Source organism: Aetokthonos hydrillicola CCALA 1050, assembly GCF_017591665.1.
Lineage (GTDB): Bacteria > Cyanobacteriota > Cyanobacteriia > Cyanobacteriales > Nostocaceae > Aetokthonos > Aetokthonos hydrillicola.
This window is the reverse complement of sequence record NZ_JAAKGC010000009.1, coordinates 128874-147156: the sequence shown is the minus strand read 5'-3', so window position 1 is coordinate 147156 and position 18283 is coordinate 128874. Positions and strand designations below refer to the sequence as shown.

The 18283-nt window shown below is 40.8% G+C and carries 12 protein-coding genes; 7 read left to right on the top strand and 5 right to left on the bottom strand.

Annotated features, from left to right (window positions below):
• Positions 1–205 precede the first annotated feature (205 nt).
• The 4 genes from G4P69_RS07135 to G4P69_RS07120 all read left to right on the top strand — a co-directional run bounded on the left by G4P69_RS07135 (position 206) and on the right by G4P69_RS07120 (position 3710).
• Complete coding sequence (locus tag G4P69_RS07135) at positions 206–580, top strand: XRE family transcriptional regulator (RefSeq protein WP_208339057.1); 375 nt, start codon at positions 206–208, stop codon at positions 578–580.
• Between the two features lie 862 nt (positions 581–1442).
• Positions 1443–2204, top strand: a complete 762-nt coding sequence (locus tag G4P69_RS07130; RefSeq protein WP_208339134.1) for a nucleotide-binding protein — start codon at positions 1443–1445, stop codon at positions 2202–2204.
• Positions 2205–2268: 64 nt separating this feature from the next.
• Positions 2269–3042 (top strand): P-loop NTPase family protein, encoded by a 774-nt coding sequence (locus tag G4P69_RS07125; protein WP_208339058.1) that lies wholly within the window; start codon positions 2269–2271, stop codon positions 3040–3042.
• Between the two features lie 29 nt (positions 3043–3071).
• Positions 3072–3710, top strand: coding sequence for a DUF6753 family protein (locus G4P69_RS07120; RefSeq protein WP_208339059.1), 639 nt, complete (start codon positions 3072–3074; stop codon positions 3708–3710).
• Here the strand turns inward: G4P69_RS07120 and G4P69_RS07115 are convergent.
• Entirely contained in the window at positions 3696–4421 is a 726-nt protein-coding gene (locus G4P69_RS07115) for a response regulator (protein ID WP_208339060.1), read from the bottom strand. The two genes, G4P69_RS07120 and G4P69_RS07115, sit on opposite strands and share 15 nt — an antisense overlap.
• Positions 4422–4750: 329 nt before the next feature.
• Here G4P69_RS07115 and G4P69_RS07110 point away from each other — a divergent pair, with 329 nt between their 5' ends.
• Positions 4751–6019, top strand: a complete 1269-nt coding sequence (locus G4P69_RS07110; protein ID WP_208339061.1) for a sensor histidine kinase — start codon at positions 4751–4753, stop codon at positions 6017–6019.
• 28 nt (positions 6020–6047) lie between these two features.
• Complete coding sequence (locus G4P69_RS07105; protein ID WP_208339062.1) at positions 6048–6284, top strand: hypothetical protein; 237 nt, start codon at positions 6048–6050, stop codon at positions 6282–6284.
• Between the two features lie 706 nt (positions 6285–6990).
• Here the strand turns inward: G4P69_RS07105 and G4P69_RS07100 are convergent.
• Both G4P69_RS07100 and G4P69_RS39035 read right to left on the bottom strand, forming a co-directional pair.
• The gene (locus tag G4P69_RS07100; protein ID WP_208339063.1) at positions 6991–7815 is read right to left on the bottom strand and encodes a hypothetical protein; all 825 of its coding nucleotides are present in this window, start codon (positions 7813–7815) and stop codon (positions 6991–6993) included.
• A gap of 46 nt (positions 7816–7861) precedes the next feature.
• Complete coding sequence (locus G4P69_RS39035) at positions 7862–15259, bottom strand: macro domain-containing protein (protein ID WP_243902116.1); 7398 nt, start codon at positions 15257–15259, stop codon at positions 7862–7864.
• 53 nt (positions 15260–15312) lie between these two features.
• Between G4P69_RS39035 and G4P69_RS07090 the strand changes: the two genes are divergently transcribed.
• Complete coding sequence (locus G4P69_RS07090; protein WP_208339064.1) at positions 15313–15843, top strand: hypothetical protein; 531 nt, start codon at positions 15313–15315, stop codon at positions 15841–15843.
• Between the two features lie 251 nt (positions 15844–16094).
• Here G4P69_RS07090 and G4P69_RS07085 read toward each other — a convergent pair whose 3' ends face one another.
• A complete protein-coding gene (locus G4P69_RS07085; protein ID WP_208339065.1) occupies positions 16095–17258 on the bottom strand; it encodes a ParB/RepB/Spo0J family partition protein in 1164 nt (387 codons plus the stop codon).
• Position 17259: 1 nt separating this feature from the next.
• On the bottom strand, positions 17260–18120 hold the full coding sequence (locus tag G4P69_RS07080) for a ParA family protein (RefSeq protein ID WP_208339066.1): 861 nt from the start codon (positions 18118–18120) through the stop codon (positions 17260–17262).
• Positions 18121–18283: the final 163 nt, after the last annotated feature.

Genomic DNA, 18283 nt, shown 5'->3' with positions numbered 1-18283 from the left:
AGCAAGCCAGTATTACCTGAAGTTATGCCCTGCTTCCCTGAGACTGGAAGCCAGTGTTAATATTTATCAGTAAGTCGTTGGCCTAGTGTGGAAAGAAGAGATCTCTTGCTATTATTAGATTATCCATGTGTTCAAAAGTTTTAATAACGTTCTCCTTCAATATCGCATACTATAACAAGTAACTGATTATATAATTGGCTAGGTAATGCAAAATTTTGTAACAGAGGAAACTTCTCTTTACCAGCAACTATTTGATGAGATGTTTAACAAGTTCAACCTCTCGGCAAAGGTTGTAGCCAAGCAAGCTGGAGTTTCAGAGGTGCTAATTTCCAGGTTTCGTAAGGGAAAAGCTGATTTGGGAACTGGGAAGTTTCTAGCGTTGCTAGGAGCTGTTCCTATAGAAGCGCGGGAATGGTATCTGTCTCAGTTGCTAGGAGCCAAGCCAGGGGTTAGCTTACGAATGCTTGTATGTGCCGCAACTCCCGTAGAAAGAGTGGAAATCCTCAACTTAATTGCCAATTCTTTTCTAGAAGACCGTAAAAACACTGAGTCAAATGAATTGCTGTCATCAGCAGTATGATTGTGAGCCACTCGATTTGAGGCGTGAATATAAGGGATGTTGATGGCTAAGGCTAATGCTTGCATGTCAGGGATTGGTGTAGGGATAGGGATGGTCAAATCCTTTGCGCGAGATCTGAATGATTAGCAAATCAGCGCTGTCGATTTTATCCAGTTTGGTAGTTGCTGTATCCCTGGTAAACGAATGAAAATTCCCATATGCCACCCAATATGCCAGTAGAAAGAGAGGCTTGAGTAGGGTTTGGCTCAGGCTTATCTTCTGTTTCCTACTCTACTGTAACTTTCAGAAAGCCGTCTTCTGGGTTTCTACTGACAGGCTACACGTACACCTTTAGCACACCAGAGTAGATCGGGAAGTTTGGTAGTCCCGAACACGAGTGCGTCTCCGCTCTTGAGAAGGGAGAATGTCAAGGAATTAAAGGAATTAGCAGCTTGATTTCAACTAGCCAGGATTTATTTGAACGCTGGTCTTTAATGTATTGCTTAGCGACTTCAGTGCTGGTATGGAGAATCCGCTAGTTGGTGTAGACATGTAATTGTATCAAAATGCGTATTGTTTTAAATCAAATGGTGGTTTTTTGGTTGGAGGATGAGGTGTAAAACTGAGAAATAAGTAGCAGATCTTTTGACCAAGTAGAGTCTGGTGCAGGTGATATGAAGTTAAGTGGATGGCCTTCTCATCCAGTTGATCTCCACTCTATGGGAATCGGCTTTGATTCTTGCGCTCGTATACTGAGGCTTAATCGTGAACTAGATAGGACTCAGGTTTGGAGTTTGTTCAAAAATCAAATAAGAATCCTATATCTTCACCTTTTTATTCACTAAATTCATTATTTATGGCTAGAAAAAGGAATAACGAACAGATGGGGGAAAATACAACTCAGCACAAAGGGCAGGTAGTGATTGTTACCGGAGATAAGGGAGGGGTGGGCAAATCCACATTCGCTAGGGGATTGCTTCATTTATATATCAACAAAAAACTGAAGTATTTGGCTTATGACTCGGATCATCGCAATGCTCAATTGTACAGACACTACAACTCAGTGAAACCTGGAGTGAAGCTGCTTAATATTTTTACAAGGGGGGGTGCCGACGATCTGCTAATAGATTTGGAAAGCGAACGCCCCCCACTTGCATTGGTAGACTTGCCAGCCCAATCGGGGGTGTTTTTTGAGGAGTTTGAGAAGGACTTGGGCGTTTTTGATGCTGTTAAAGAGTTAGGCTACAGAGTCACTATGGTGAGTGTGCTCTCCAGAGTGAAGGACTCAGTGAACATCCTGCGTGTTCTTCACGAGTACTGTGACAATCGAGTGGATTATGTCGTTGTCAAGAATTTGTTCCACGGCGATGGTGATAAGTTTGAACGCTACGACAGTTCACAAACGCGGACAAAACTTCTATCAGCTGGTGCAGTTGAGGTTATGATGCCCGACTTGTTTTTCAAACCCTATGACTATATCGACGAGAAGAACTTACCTTTTAGTGCAGTTTTAGAGAGCAAAGAAGCTAACATTGTCATCAAATCTCGCGTTTCAGCTTGGCTTAAGGAATTTGAGCAAAATGTGTTGGTCGCTAGTCAATTGTTGGGACTAGAAAATCATGCACCAGCAGATCAAGCCGCTTAATACTCTCCGCTCTAAACAAACAGACGGAAGTTCTTAAGACCTTTCAGTCTTATAACCAACCAAAATGAGGAATGCGATTCTCCCCACTCCCAAGCGCTTGGTGATGACAAATGGCGATGCTAGGGTAGGCAAGTCTACAACAGCACGGCTGTTAGTAGAGCTTTACCTAGAGTCCAAACTAAAGTTGGGAGCTTACTACACTGGTGAGCGCAATAAGTTGTATGCCTATGAACTACTGTTACCTGTTAATGAATTGCCATTAACCCAAGGTGGTGCTGATCAACTGCTCATCGACTTAGAACGCTTTTCTGATTTTCAAGCAGTTCTTAGCGACTTGCCTGGGCAGAACTTTGAGCAGTTCAAACAATTTGCAAAAGAAGTGATGTTGTGGGACGCAATTGCTAGTTTGGGTTATCGCATTACCTTTATTCATCCAATTTCTTATCGTAGAGATTGTGTCGAGTACTTGCAAAAGCTTTTTGATTACTGTGGTAATCATGCAGACTATGTGGTGCTTAAAAACCTTTACTTTGGTAATGAATTTCCGTACTTTGATGGCACTGATATTCAAAAGTGGATTCAAGAAATTGGTGGGGAGGAATTGTATTTAGGAGAGTTATGGAGGGGTACTTATGAATTAGTAGAATCTTTGAACTTGCCTTATAGTCAAGCTATGCAGAACCCAGAGATAGATATAATAAACCGCTCTCGTATTTTTAACTGGATGGAAGAGTTTAACGAGCAAATTAAAAACAATAAAAACATTACTAACTTGTTAGCTCTTGCACAACCTGAATCATCACTTAATATTCAACAACAGTTAGACTGTGATTTTTAATTTTTAATTGATAAAAGGGTTTTATAAGTGTGAATACTGCTGTGAAAGATTCTTTAGACGCAGCTTTAGAAGGACATTCTGACCATTTTAAACAGAAAGTTCTTGATGTAGTTCGGCGTTCTGGTGTCAATCCCAAAGATCCGTTGTTTTTGGTTTTGAGTTCCCTTGGTAAGTTTGAGGTATTGATGGAGGATATTCCAGGAAAACTTGATACTGTAGTCGAAGGATGGACTGTAGAAATAGATGAAAAGCTTGATAAAGCATCAAGTGTAGCTATTGTTCAACAAAAGAGCGCTATTGCTAAAGCTGCTTCAGTTTTACTGAAGAAGCTAGAGAAGCAAAAATCTAGTGCAGTTTTTAGTTCTATGTTACCTGCTGCCTTAGTACTATCTGGTGTATTTGGTGTAGGCATTCTAGTTGGTAATATGATTCCCGCTTGGAAAGGAGGTGGTTTGACTGAGCCAGTTCGCCTTACTTTTGAAGAGAAAGAAGCTTTGACTTGGGCTAAATCAAAAGACGGACAGTTTGCCCGTCAGCTTATCAAGTGGAACGATTTTGATCTCAGTATTTGTCGTAAGGAACCAGAGCGTCTAAAAGGCAGATGTGTACTCTGGGTTGTGCCTTACGACAAGCGTGCTACATATCAGCGGCAGCTAAGCAATCAATAGATTTTGAACGTAATCATTTTCTTCCCTCATAGGTGTTTCAACTAGCCCTAAAGAGATTGCTTTAATTGCTACTTGGGAACGATTTTCACAGTTTAGTTTTTGTAGGATTCGATGCACATGACTTCTTACTGTACCAATAGATATATATAGGTGAGCAGCAATTTTTTCATTGCTCATCCCTTGAGCTATTAATTGCAAAACGTCTATTTCTCTTTGAGAGAGTGTGCTTGCTCCACTAGTGCATTCTTTTTTATGAGAAATTTTAGAAGTTTGACGAGCAGCTTTTGGCTGGTTTTTCATGTTTTCAATCAAAATTTTACCAATAGTTGAGTCTATCCATGATTCCCCTTGATAAGTGGCATATACTGCTTCTGCTAATTTTTTCTTTGGTAGATTTTTGATGCAATATGAATCTGCTCCATGCTTAAATGCTTTTGTCACAGTATCTTGCGTCTTATCAGCAGTTAATATTATTACTTTTGTATTAAAATCGTTTTTAATTTTTTGGCAAAGCTCTGCACCATCTATATCTGGCAAATTAATATCAACTAATGCCAGTTCAGGATTATGCATTTTTATTAGGTTTAGTCCTGAAAAACCATTATCAGCTTCTCCACATACTTCAATACGTTCGTCGGCAGAAAGTGCTGTAACTATCCCAAACCTCATTAACTCATGATCTTCAATGATTACTACCTTAATTTTACTCATTTCTTATTTTTTTAATATCTATAATTTATGTAATTTCACTTATAGTATATGTGCTGGATAGTTGGATGTTTTAGTATTCCGCATTTTAAACTGTCACACAGATACTAGACAGTAATTAAACAGTCATTCAAGTGGATTAAGTATTTTCTTATTCAGGATCATTACTGATGTTGAAAAGCGGTATATATCATAAATTCTGATTAATAGAGGAGCTATATTTTAAATGCATTAAGCATTACATCAAAGGCTTGAAAGATAGCTCTAGTTTGTCAGCTTGCTAAAGACAACGTTTTTAGCATTAGTTATTAGGAAGAGTTCGAGTTTGTATCTTGGGGTGCCCTACCAACCCTAAGCTTCTACAACCAAAAGGACGTGCATCAGTATACCGAAAATTTCCTTTTACTACTGAACGATGGATACAGTTAGTGTATATTAACCATTTTCCTTCGACCGCTAACCGTGCTATAGCGGGGACATTCAATGGAATTTTAGGTGAATCAGATGATAAATACACAATTTTGTTGGTAAGTGATAGTGACAAAGATGATAAATCTCAGTTGCTTAACTACCTCCAAAAGGAAGCATTATATTGGGTTAGAAGTACTTCAAGTACAGAGGCATTGGATATAGTGAAGGAGTCTCCTCCTGATTTAATGGTTTTGGATGTAAGCAAAAAACGAGTAGAGTGGCATGATTTGATAAGTAACATTCGCTCAACTGTGCTCCCTTATTTTCCAATTTTGCTGGTTGTCGATAATGACAAACCCACCTTGGAGTTAGGTTTAGAAGCTAGCGCGGACGATTTTGTGACAAAGCCCCTCTTAGCAAACGAATTAGGAGTGAGAATTCGAGCATTGTTAAGAGTAAATAGTAGAATTGCTGAACGTGATGCTCGCCTAAAAGCTCAGGAAAATTTTGTACGGCTCTTAGTTCACGATTTACGAGTTCCACTCTATGCAGCTAGTCAGCTTTTGGAATGTCTTGTAGAAGGAACTTATGGAAACGACCTTAAAGAGATTTCCCCAGTGCTACGTCGTCTTTACTCTAGTACCGAGAGTTTGCTGGATTTGGTCAACACTCTTTTAGACGCTTCTCTCTATGATGCTGGTGCCAAAAAGTTAAACCTTGAAAAAGTAGACCTGCAAAAAATTATTATCTCTGTAGTAGAGCAGTTATCGCCTTTAGCTACTGCCAAGAAATTAAATATGCAACTTAACCTGAATACATCTTTACCAATTATAGTAGAAGGAGACCCTAATGAATTACGTCGTCTTTTCCTTAATTTAGTTAGTAATGCAATTAAGTTCACTGATTTTGGTTGGGTAAAAATTGTGCAACACAAGAATGACTCAGAAGTCGTAATTCAGATAAGTGATTCAGGGATGGGAATTCCTGATGATGATTTGCCCAAAATTTTCGGCAGATTCTATTGTGGGGGGAGAGGTAAAGGAGGCAATGTCGGGTCTGGTTTAGGACTTTACTTAGCAAAGCAAATTGTTGAGAGCCATAAGGGTAATATTGGAGTTTCTTCCTCTGTGGGTTTCGGTTCGACATTTACCATCCAGTTCCCTCTCTCTCAGCAAATTACTTCTCTCTAAATCTCATAAAGTTGCTATTTCAAGTAATATGTATAGTACTAAACTAGATAGAATTTTGGCAAAGATAGAGTATTTTGTAGCTTGGGCATTAGTAGCTGTCTTATCTGTTATTGGATTAGGTATTATTCCTACCAAACCAGTTTTTAGCTGTTTCTATCTTGCAGTCGCTTGGATTATTTACCCCCATAACTCCATACCAGATCATCAAAAGCTCATTATCGTTTTTCTAGCTTTTCTCGTTGGGATATGGTCAGGTTTAATCTAGCTATTTCGCAGTGTTCATCCCTTTGGAGACCGTGATTTCAACCATTGTGTGGCCAACCAAACGTAATATCAAGGATTGCAGCAAAACGCAACATAACGTTTTCCGTCAAATCGTGATCACATGTTGGGATTATCAACCATAACGTGTCCCAGAGTTGAAAATTTCAAGTTAACTAAACTCCTTTCCTTAGATCTTGCACCACTATCTTCGCAGCGAAAATCGAAGCCCAAAAAGCTTATTCTTTCGTGGTGTGGGCGTTGCAGACCAGCCCTTATTGAGAAGGCGCAAGATCTCAGTCTCCTCTTTTTCCTTCAACTAAGGGACAAGATATAGTTGAAAACAATCATAATGGTCACGGTATGGTTGAAAAATTGTCGATTCCAAAAAATTGAACCAATACAACAAAATTATTTACTACATTCTTGTCGCTACCTTCATCTATCAATACATACAAACTATATAATCTGGATTGATTGTGGTACTTAAGTTTGAGCATTTTCAACTCAGTTCATAATTTTCAAGGATATCTTGTCCTAAGTGATTTTCAATCATGTCATATGTATTGTGGTCAGAACATGCTTGAAATCACACAGACTGAGAAAATATTTCAAATAATGGAGGGATTGGACACGAAAAATTCCTTCCCAGCGGGGAGGTACGAGGGGCCACAAGCCTTCGGCTTATAGTCGTGGGGTTGCAACACCTCTTAGAATTCGTGACTTCCTAGTTCTCCCTGTTTAGAAACCTCTTGTGATGCTTTATGAGCTTCTTGTAGATTTATGATTTTGATTATTTCTAGCTCTTGCTGAGTGATATTATTGATAATAATATCAAACCTTAGCTGAGAAGATCTTCTGGTAGCTTCCAAGGCTCTGGCTTCCTCATTCTCCATAGCAATATTTCTATCTAATGTTAGCAACTGCTCACCCTCAGTAGTAACTTTTAATGCCGCAGTAAACTCTTCTGACTTATACAATCTAGTCTTTAAACCTTCAGCGTCCTCACTCTCTATAGCTGATTTCTCTTTCATTAGTCTTGTTAAGACTAGCGGAATCACATATCGGTGTATATCTTCTGTATTTTGCTGATGCTGCTTTGCTAAAGTTTTTTCTTGTCCAGTAGGAGTTGATACAGCCTCAACAACATCTCGTCTAAATGTTGGGCTACTATCTAATTCATCTACAGATAAAGGCTGCGTTGAAGGTGATTTTTCTTTATTTTCTGCCAAGAGTAACGCTACAGTTTTGTGTTCAATTTCTTCTGTACGCTCCTGATCCAAAGACAATGCTGTTAATATAGACTCTTCGTAAGATTTTCCTGAATTCACTTCAGCAATCATGTTTGCTAAAGTTCTGATAGCATCATCTTGCTCAAAAGAACTAACTTCATCTACAGGAGTTTCAAAAGATTGCTCATCATAACCAACTTTCTCTAAGATTTGGCTGAGGATATAAGCAGCTTTGGCAGGAGATATATCTGAGGATATGTTGGCAGTGTGTTTACCAAGATTCACTAAAGGATTTGTAGTCATATTTTTTATTTTTTTATTTCTAAGTTTAAGATAATAGTAATGAAAATTACATTTCTATATATTCAGATTTGACTTGAGATAAAGCTGTATCGATTTTATTATTAATGTCTTCAAAAGATTGAATCACCCCAGGAGAAACTTGGTTAATATATACTTTACCTAATTGAATATCAAGAATCGTAGCTCCATTTTTATAAGAAATTGTTAAGTCTTTTTGAGAGGGATTGAGAAAGATATCGTAAGTTTTAATCTTGACTTGAACCGAGCTGCCTTCAGGCTGTCCCAGAACATCACCAATTCTTTGAGCAATTTGAGTGAGCCGATTTATAGCACGCAGTTCTTCCATATCTTTGGTCATCGCAATTAATACTTTCTCTGGCAATCCCTGCCCAGATTTAAATTCACTAGCAACTTCTGCTATGCGATTTTTATACTCTTCTGACTTGCCTAGTTTCTCCGCAGCGCTGTACCAATTCCTCAAACTATCGATGGTGGCTTGTTCATAACTCCCCACAGTGTCAGCCATCACTCCTGTTTGAGGGATTTTTTGGGAAGATGCGGCAAAAGGATTTTGATCTGTTGTGACGGCTGGAGACACAGCAGCTAGAGGTACGGATAATGGCTGTGCAGGAAGTCCAAGTGATGGTGAAACAGGAATTTGTGTTGGCGCAACGTCTTGAGTATTGCTGCTATCAATAGAAGTGATGACTCCCTGGAATGAAGCGCTTATGTATCCATCCTCTTGAGCTTCCAGCCTATATCCATGTTCCTGTAGGTATTGCTGTACTAGCTGGTCAGTGCCAGCTGCATTGCCCACTATAAAAGAACTGCCAGATGCGATCGCTTTATCTAGTAGGGGTACATAGTGGTTGTTGAATGTTTCGAGAATTTGTTGCCCAGTAACTCCCCTCCAGGGACCAGAGCCAGAAACCATAATTATGTCATGGGCTGAATATACTCCAGTATTGGCTCGTTCGCCCCAAGCTTGCTCATAATTGCGAGTGCTGGAGGGTGTATCAGGTGGTGCAGCCGAAAAGCCAATGAATTGGGTGGCAACTTCTGCCATCGCCACATCTTTCTTCATGTGATGGGCTACAGCATGATTTAGGGGTTTTAGTTGTGCTAAAGGGTTACTTGTTTTTGGGGAGGAAGTGAGTGATGTAGGGAGCGTTGTTTCTTCCGCTGTTGAGACAGAAGCGGTATTCGTTGTAATGGTTGGACCAATATTTTCGGCAGTTTGGGATTTTTCCAAAACTTTCGAGTATCCGTCGATAAGAGCACGGATGAATGGGGAATCCTTGCCCTTGCCTTCCCAATAATTGTCTCTGCTTGAAGTGACGTAGTGGGTGCAGCTTTCAAGCCATTTCACCCCTCCCTGTTGTTGAATGGCTTGAAACAATTTGGGATGCTGTTCTAGCTTTGCTTGAATAATCTCCGCCATCAGCTGCACTCGCGGTTCTCCTAAGGGCACTGTTCCCTTGTAGTGTTGGTATGCTTGTTCTGCCGAAGCAAAAGGAATGCCCTCCTGTTTCTCTTCCTGATAAGTCTCTGGACCAGATTTAAGTGCTGGTACTGCCGGGTTGTCGCGGAAAGACACCGGGTAGTTACCTTGAATGCTTCCTAGTTGCTTTGCTAACACTGTCGGATTAGCCAGCGCTGCTCCTAACGGGTTGGCACTTCCAGAACAGATGTTAACTGGTGGTGCTATTTTGGTTTCTGTAACTTGGACATCAGTATTTTCTACGGCTTTCTGCGTAGTGGTGCTTGCTTGTTGAATCCTAATTGGAAGCGGTTCGGGGAACGGTACGATTTTACCATCTACGTAATCCCCTAGAGGTTCCATGTGCAACCCCCATACCTGCTGCTTACCCGTGAACAGTTCCGATAGGGCTTTAGCAGAATGCTTTTCCAGCTGCGCCCACTGCTGCTGGTAATCAGGGTCGGCAATTACCTCTTGAGTAATTCGGTACTGCTTGCCCACACGAAAGGCGACTTGTTTATCTCCCCCAGTGGCGATCGCAATATCCCCTTCTTTGAAACTGTATTGCTTGTAGGGTTCGTAAGCTCTGGTAGTGTGGGTTCTACCGTACCCTCGCATGGCATCAAGGCAAGTGTCCACTGGGAGTGGATTGGTTTCACCATGCATCATCAGGGGATAGTTCATCGGGATGGGTTTGCCCGATATGACGATCCCCTGTTCTTGGAGTTTGAATACAATGGTCACATCTGGTATTGTTTCAACAATAATCTCTTTGACCCGCGCCCAAGTTTGCTCCTTTTGTACCGGCGTTCTGCCCCCGGCTAGCCCTGACCCCAAATGGTCGGGAATATATACTGGCAAGTTGTTTTCTTTAGCGTACTGACCAACTTTGGCTAATCCTGCTTTTAGAGCTTCAAAGTCAGTTTGTTTGTTATCAGTACCGTAGCTGTACTGTCCTGCAACGTTAGCTACTATAAGTGTAGGCTCTCTTGGTTGTGATACTTGTACAAACTGCACATCTGCTAGCTGCCAGTCTTTTTTGTTGAGATACTCTTGTTTAACTTTGGGCCACTTCTCGGCGATCGCTGCTGCCAGTCCTGCACCCATTTTGCCCTGGCAGTTAACCTGTTGCACGATGATTCCAGAGGGTACTGCGAGAATATCTTGTGTGATTGTGGGGTTAACTGAGGGCGAGGCTTGTGCAGCAAATTGTTTGTCTAGAGTACTCTTAACTGCGCTTCCAGGTTCTATTACTGATGTGCTAAATAGATCTACTTTATTTAAGTCTTCACTAATAACTTGCGGTCTATTGGGTAAAGAATTGACTCTTTGGTGGTACTCGCTCACTTCTTGTGGTAAGAGTGATAGTTTGCTGTCTGCCAAGTATAATACTTCATTAAGCAGAGTAAGCTTTTGCTCGTAGAGGTTGTATCCCTCCACTTTCCCGACATCTATTGGTTCTCCTAATAGGGATGAGAGTTTTTGCTGCATACCTTCAGGGAGTTGGCTTTTCTCAATAACAAAAGTCGCACAATTATTCTCTATAAAATACTGCTTTTCAAGCGTGATTGAAGATAGCCAACTTGATACTTCTATCGCATCTTGTGCTGGCACTACTAACCCTACTGCTTCTTTCTGTGTAGACTGAGTTGCATCTTCACTTATGTATTTTTGAGATGGGTTGTAGAAGTATATAGCTTGTTCTGAAATAATTGGTATGCCAGTTCGACCTTGTGTAGAATCAAGAACTTTACCAAACTTCTCAAGCATCATCTCAAGAGTTTGGGAAGGAATTGAATGGCTAACTAAGTTAAATACTGCTAGACCTTTTTGAGTCTCTAATGGAGCATCTTTTGGAAAAACTTGGCTGAATTCAATATCATGGTTGGTTAACCATTTGGTTACAGTATCAACCTTATAGTTATCTACTGCCATCCCCATCAGTCCTAGCATTCTATCTTCCTGAGAGGAGAATAAGATGGTGGGACGTTCCTTGATTTTTTGTAGTAGAGGTGTGCTCTTTTCAATCATCACCTCTTGTTGTGTGAACGTAGAACTATTTGTGGTTACTTCAAAAGCTTGGCTTTCCTTTGTCCAAATTTCAGGATACTGAACAGTGTTGGGGTCAACTTCGATAAAGGTGTGGGAGAAGTTGCTTTGTAGGGTACATGATATAGAAGTAAGCTGTCCGTGTTTAAGAACTCCCAATTGTTTAAGTGCTTCTTTGTCTTGTTTAAAGTGCAACACTCCTAGGGGTTCTCCATTAAGAAATACTGCGTCTCTATCTTTAGTAGGAGGGATTTCTATCGTAACGTTTTTGTATTCTTTGTCATTAAATGTTTGACTTTTGAAGTCGTAGAAACTAACTTTATTAATTCTCAACAAATTGCCGTTAGGTGATTCCCCTATAAGAAATGCACCTTTATTTTCACCTTCAGAAATGGATGTAAATTTGAGGATTAGGGGATTGCCATTATTGAGATAATTAATTTCTTTAAGCTGTTTTACAGAGTCAGCGTCCAACTCTCCTAGTGTTTTGCCATCAAGTTTAATTTTTACAGTTTGATCTGGGACCGCTACATTGCCAATGGAGAGGGTAACTTGTTCGCCGTTGAAAGCCGTACCAGCATAAGAGAATTTACTAATTTCTCTGATGGTAAATTCAATCTTATGTTTTCCCTGCTCCTGGAGGGTAGCTTTAGCTGTGTAAGCTTCTCCCGGCACAATGTTTACCTCTGCTTTGGTGTTGATTGGTAATCTCCCAGTTCTTTGTTCCAGAACAGCGAATTCCTTATATTGCCCGTCGCTATCTTTCACGAAGACAAGCCTCGAACCATAGCGTTCATGCCCCTCTGGATAGTGACTAGCTCTAATTTCTATAGAATATTTTTCTTCTGGGTTCCATATTTTTTCCTTAAAACTATCACCTTCTTTCCCAATTCCTCTTAGCTTTATATCAGTAAATTGCAGTTCATCTAGTCTAGATATAATTTCGTTTGGGAAAGCAACAAATACAAAATTAGATACTTTTTTGTGCTTACCTACCTGTTGTTTATCTCCCGATTCTGCTATTTCCGAAGAATTATTAAATTCTTTTTCTACTTCATCTTGTCTTGTGGCTGATATGCTCCAAGCTGCAGCGGCGGCGGATTGCCTTTCTGACTCAGGTATGGCGGTACGGAATGCTTCGGCACTTTCATAAGCTTGTTGGAACAGCAATTCGGTTTGGCTTTTGCTCAGTTCTGGCTTGATTTCTATTAAGGTTGCTCCAAGGGTAGTCATTCCGGCTTTTAGCTTGTGGTCGATAGTAGACTGATTGCTCACTGTGCCTAACTTGCTATATACAGGTTGTCCGTTTTCTGGATCTACTTCCCCATTGATCTGAGCCACTGCTAACAACTTGTGAGGGCGCTCACTGCTGCGGGATGACTCTTGGATTTCTTCTAGTCGGATGTTAAGTGTCTGCGCTTTCCAAATTCTTGGATTTCCGTAACGAGTAAGGTTTGTGATTTCTATTTGTGTTCCTTGGAGTGTTTGGATGATAGCGTAGGGACCTTGTTCAGTCTCTCGTCGCCGTTTTAAATGAGTGGCTTCATTAAATTTTGTATCGAATTCTTGTTTGGCAAGGAGGGCAGTATATTTTTGTTGGGGCGTGAATTCAACCCCTGTAAATAGATCCTGAAACTGAATGATAGGGCGAGATTCAAGTTGGGCTTCTTGAAAATATTTATTAGTTTGACTTATGAGCAGTTCTACTGGAGAGTAACCTTTAGGAACAATCCCTTCATTGAGATAGATTGACCTTAATTTTTTGTCCTTAATGTAGTTTACGTCTCTATACAGATAGCGCTTATTTTCTTTAATTAAGTCCATGTCAGGAGTTTTAGCGCTCTTGAACAAATCAACTGCTATCTGGTTTTGGTAGCAGGCTTCCTCAATCATTTTCCTGTACAGCAGGCGATTAATTTCCATTGCTTGCTGTATAATTTCAGGAGTCCTGTTTTGCATTGAAGAGAGTACAACGAACTCATTCATGTACTCCCTATATTCTTCCCTAATTGGTTTAGAGTATTTTTCGTTATTTTCTAAAGAAAATAGCTTTTTGTAGTGACCTGATACTTGGTTTAAATACTCTGACTGCTGCTCCCTACTTCCATAAGTTTTTAGGATCTCGATTTCTGACTCTAAAGCTTCTAGTGCTGTAACGTGATTGTTGATAATACCAACACTGATACCATCACTCATGTGGATGGCAATTTCTTCAAAAGGAGGCTGTGTGCTATCTTCTCTATAAAATGATTGCTTCTTCAGTTTGACTGTAGGGGCGTAGGCTTGTTCAGGAAGATTTTTGTACTCTGCTTCGGCTGTAAAATTGGGATATTTGTTGGCTAATTCCACACCAATACAGTCACCATCAAAGTCTCGACCTTGGCGTTCTGATTCTGTTTCTGCTGGGTCTACTTCATCAGTTTCAATTCCTTGAGATTTTAGTACGTCAATTCTAGCTTGGATGCGCTTATGGTCTTCGTCATTGACTATGATAATACCTTCTAGCGGTTTTCCATCTGGTCCCATGTAGTCTTGAACGTGTTTGTTGATGGAAACACATAAACCATTGGAGTTTAGGAAGGGAGAGCGGAAGTTGAGAATTTTTTCATCTTCCTTAAACCAGGGTACACAAATTTCACCGTTTTTCAGTTCCTTCGAGGGAATAATCATGCCTCGATTGAAGGTGATGGTGCGACCAAGAGCAATATCTCGCCATTCATTTTGCACAAATCGACTTAGTTCTTGTCTAACCTTCTCAGTTTCCAAAAGTTGTGAATGACCAAGTAGATCTGCCTTGATAATTTTGTACATTAACAAGTCTTCTTTTTCGGATTTTGGGTTATCCTCATTTAAATCATCTATGTCTAACTCTTCTTCTGAGTCAGGATTGGCAACAGATAACTCCACTTGTCTTTCAAGTGTTCCATCTGTTACTTGGGCGTTGATTTGTTGTTCTAGGGAAGCTTTTTGCTGTTCAGTGAATGCTTTGCGCTTTTCGTACTTCTCGCAATATAATTGTGCAACTTTTCTGGGGTCTTTCTGGGTTTCGGCAAGTTCTTGAGCAAGATTTTCTAATTCCTCTGCAAAGTCCTTGACGCCTCGGGGAAAAGATGCAAGAAGCTGGGAAATAGCAGTCTTTCCTTTCTGGGACTGTGATTTTTCACCCAACCAAATGGCTTGATTGTACAAACCTGGCTTGATTTGGGGTTTAATTGGACCAGAGGGATTATCTTTATCCGTGCCTTTAAAGCTGGATAGGGGAATGATGAGGTCGATTTTGGGTTTGTTAGTGGGGTCAGCGTATTTTATTTCGTCTATGTTGTAGGGTCGTAGTGTTCCTTTGCCAAAGCGGTACTGGATATCGTCACCATCTTGCGATCGCCATCCAAAGCGGTGTTGGATCACGCGATAACTCTTGTCCCCTTGTTCTTCCCTTTTAGTCAGTCGATCATATAGTTCAGTCGAGATTTGCCCATAACAATCACCTACCAACTTCCAACCATCTTCGTCTTTAAGGAATCCTCCATTTTCCCCTGTGGCATCATCCACCACTAAAATGTTTAGCTGTTCGTTGATGGCATTCTTGCATGAGCCAAGAAAGATGGAACCGTATGCACCACGGTCTTTGCGGTCTGGGCAAAGTTTTTCAATGACTTCTAGACATTCTGCTGGACCATAGAGTAGTCGTGTTTTAGATGACAAGAGTAGAACATGATCATCTGGATGATTTTTCAAATCTTCTGGTGTACTATAGTCGTCCATCTGCCCAAAGGAGAACTCCTTATTTGGAAAGAAAAACTCCAGCAGAGTATTATCTAATTCCTCAGTTAGAATTGAATCGATATTTTTGGGATCACCATCTGTGTGAACCCACTGTTTGAGTCTAGTATCGAAGTGTTTGAATAAAAGTGTCATAAACTCATTCAGTTCTTCTTAATAAAAAATAATTAATTTTGTAAGGATGTGGTATGTCAAGATTAAAGCGTTGGTTAAATATGCACAAGAAAGAATTTAATCCAGATGGAACACTAAAAAATGAAGCTTGGGAGCAGATGTTATCTATAGGTATGAGTAACGAGGCAATCGGTGACTATGCTGCTAGATTGAAAGCAAAATATGAGCATCTTAAACACTTAGACGAAACCGACCCAGAACCATGGTCGGTTTACACAGCTTATGACTTTTTTACCGAAGAGGAGAAGCGGCAATTTAATCCTGATGGTTCCCTCAGACCAGAGTATGTCCAATATGCCCATAGTATTGGTATTAGCAAGGGAGCGCTTGAAGAGATGGAGCGCCGTAAAAAGATTGATGTAGACAACTACAACGAAGTATCTGCTCAATATGCGGAACAAGGTGTAAATTTCGGAGAACAGCAGATGCAAGCGAAAATTGCTGACACCAAGAGCTATGGCCAACGCAGGAAGCAAATGCAGCAAGACTTGCGCAATTTTGAAGATACTGACAGCCTGCCCTTTGACAGAGACACAAAATATTAAGATAGGCGTGATTAACCAAATTGACATTACTTCTAGCTACTAAGAGTTCTCCTAAAGCGGATTCTAAGAGCTATCTTGGTAATCAGGATAGTGAAGAAAAGTAGAATTTAGGGTAGATTTTGTGCCAGAGCTTATATCAAAAGATATAACGCTCCACTTGAGAAATTTCTAACAGTGATTGTGTGGGATAAGGTTAAACTATCAATTAAGCGATGTCTCATGATAGACCGCTGCTCTGCCTTAAAGCAGATCTACTGTTTCAGAGCTTGCTCGATCTCGGCTAGTTTGTCTACAAGAATTTGTTGCAAAGACATTAGCTCTTCTTTCTCAGCAGTCTGTACTTGAAAGTCTTGGATTGTTTTGGAGAGCTTAATAATTTTATTAGCTTGGTTTGTTTTTTTTGGGGAGTACTGAGCCAGAGTATCGTTAACTAATCGTTTGATATCACTTAAGGAGAGTTTTTCTTGAATGGCTTTTTGGGTAATTTCCTTACGTAGTACAAGTGCTTTGGCTTCGTCAACCTCAAGCTGGAGAGCAGAGAGCTTGTTGATTTCTCTGGCTTTACTACTTTCTAGTCCCTCTTGGCGAATAACTTGTTTAAGATCTTCTGCAAGGCTGATGAGGGGAAAAATATTGTTGTTGATGGAGATCGGGTTAAGCTGTAGCCCCAAGAGGACTGCAATCACCTCTAGTTCCTCAATCTTTTTGAAACCGGCTGTCTCCAGCCACTCTTGTTGATCTACCTGTTCTGCTAATCGAATCTGGTTAAGTTCTAAGTGCTTTTGCCCACGTCGCAGTTGAGTGATTCCAGTGTTAAGGATTTTTGGAATCTCGGTTTCTCGCTCTTTCAGGTCAGGATACTTGTAAACTATAAGTTTGACTAGAGATGTTGCCAGATCCAGATCGTGCAGTTTCTGGCTATGAATACTGGTCACCAGCTGCCCTTCAAAGACTTCCTCTGCTGCTAAAATCTGTTCTTTTGGTAAAAAGACTGCCTTAAGAGTGTTCCAACCAATTGATTGCGCGGCTCTCCACCTCAGTTCTCCATCAAACAGGATATAGTCTTCATCTGTTTGGGGAATCAACACAATAGGGGTCTTTTGCCCATTGCGGCGGAGGCTCTCGGCACGCTCTTGGATCTGGTAGGGAGGAAATGTTTGTCTTGGTTGATCTGGATCTGGTTGGATCCGTTGGAGTTCAATTTCATGGACTCCCCCACTATAGGCAAGTTGGTCTGTTAAGTCTTTAATTTGCTGTTCTAGTGCAGCTTTTTCTTTAGCATTAAGCATCCCTGACCGGAGTTGGGCAAGTTCTGCCTCCAGTTCTTCAATTTGTCCTTTAAGTTGGTGGATCTGTTGGGACTGCCCTGCTTCTGAAAACAACTGCTTCATCTCGATTGGTTTGCGTGCTGCCATCTTATTCCTCTACCATAAGTTTGATGAGTTGTTTGACAATCGGGTCAAAGTCTTTGTAAACTTCACATCCTGGTCTATATAAATGTAGTGGGAGACCAGCACCACAGGCTTTTAGGTAGTAATTTGATTCCCGGATATATGGGAAGCAATGAATCCCCATCTGCTGAATGATCGAGGGTAAGGTTTCCGAGGGATCGATATCCTTTCTGGGAAGACCTTTCTTATCCAACCCTAAGATATCTCGGTGTGTCCCAACTTCATAAAGATCGACCCGAGCCGGGACAAATCCCATGAGTGCTGGTTTTGGTCGTAGTCTCAGTTCATCCACTTTGTTATAATACCAGTCCAGCAAATCTGCAAAGCTTCCTGTATCCTTGTATTCAGGTTTGATTGCTGCTAGAACGTGGGTACTGGCTGCTAGTGCCATCAGTCCCATTGGTTCTAAGGAAGCAGGAGTGTCGAAGATGATCAAGTCGGCAGCTAGGGGATAGTCCTCTAGACGGTCAATAAGAGTGTAGTGTCGGCGATCGTACAGATACACTTCCCGAATACTATCTTCTAGTGGCTTGCCCCCTTGGATTGCTGTGATAGTTTTGGCGTGACTCGTCCACAGTGGACTTAAGGGATAATCTCCCTTAAAATCTTTTCTAAGGACGTAGGCGATGGAACGCTCCAATGTCGCCGGTTCGAGTCCAGCAAAGATCCGTAAAGAGCCATTTTGATCGAGTTCTATGAGGCAAACTCTGTAGCCCTTAATGCCAACAGCATATGCCAAGTGGATTGCCATTGTAGTCTTTCCTGATCCTCCGGCATTACTTGTGATCGCTAGCCGAATCTGTTTCCGAGCAGATTTTTTCTTCATTTTTCTGTTAGGGCTTTACACTAACGTTAGTGTAAAAGGATTGAGATTGGGCGCGTCCCACTTGGTCTATATCGTGGGGTTAAATCTGTAATCGGGCAGATCTAATTTAGGTATGTTTAGTTTAAACATTAGGCAAGGGTGCTGACGTTTGCTAGACAGCTTC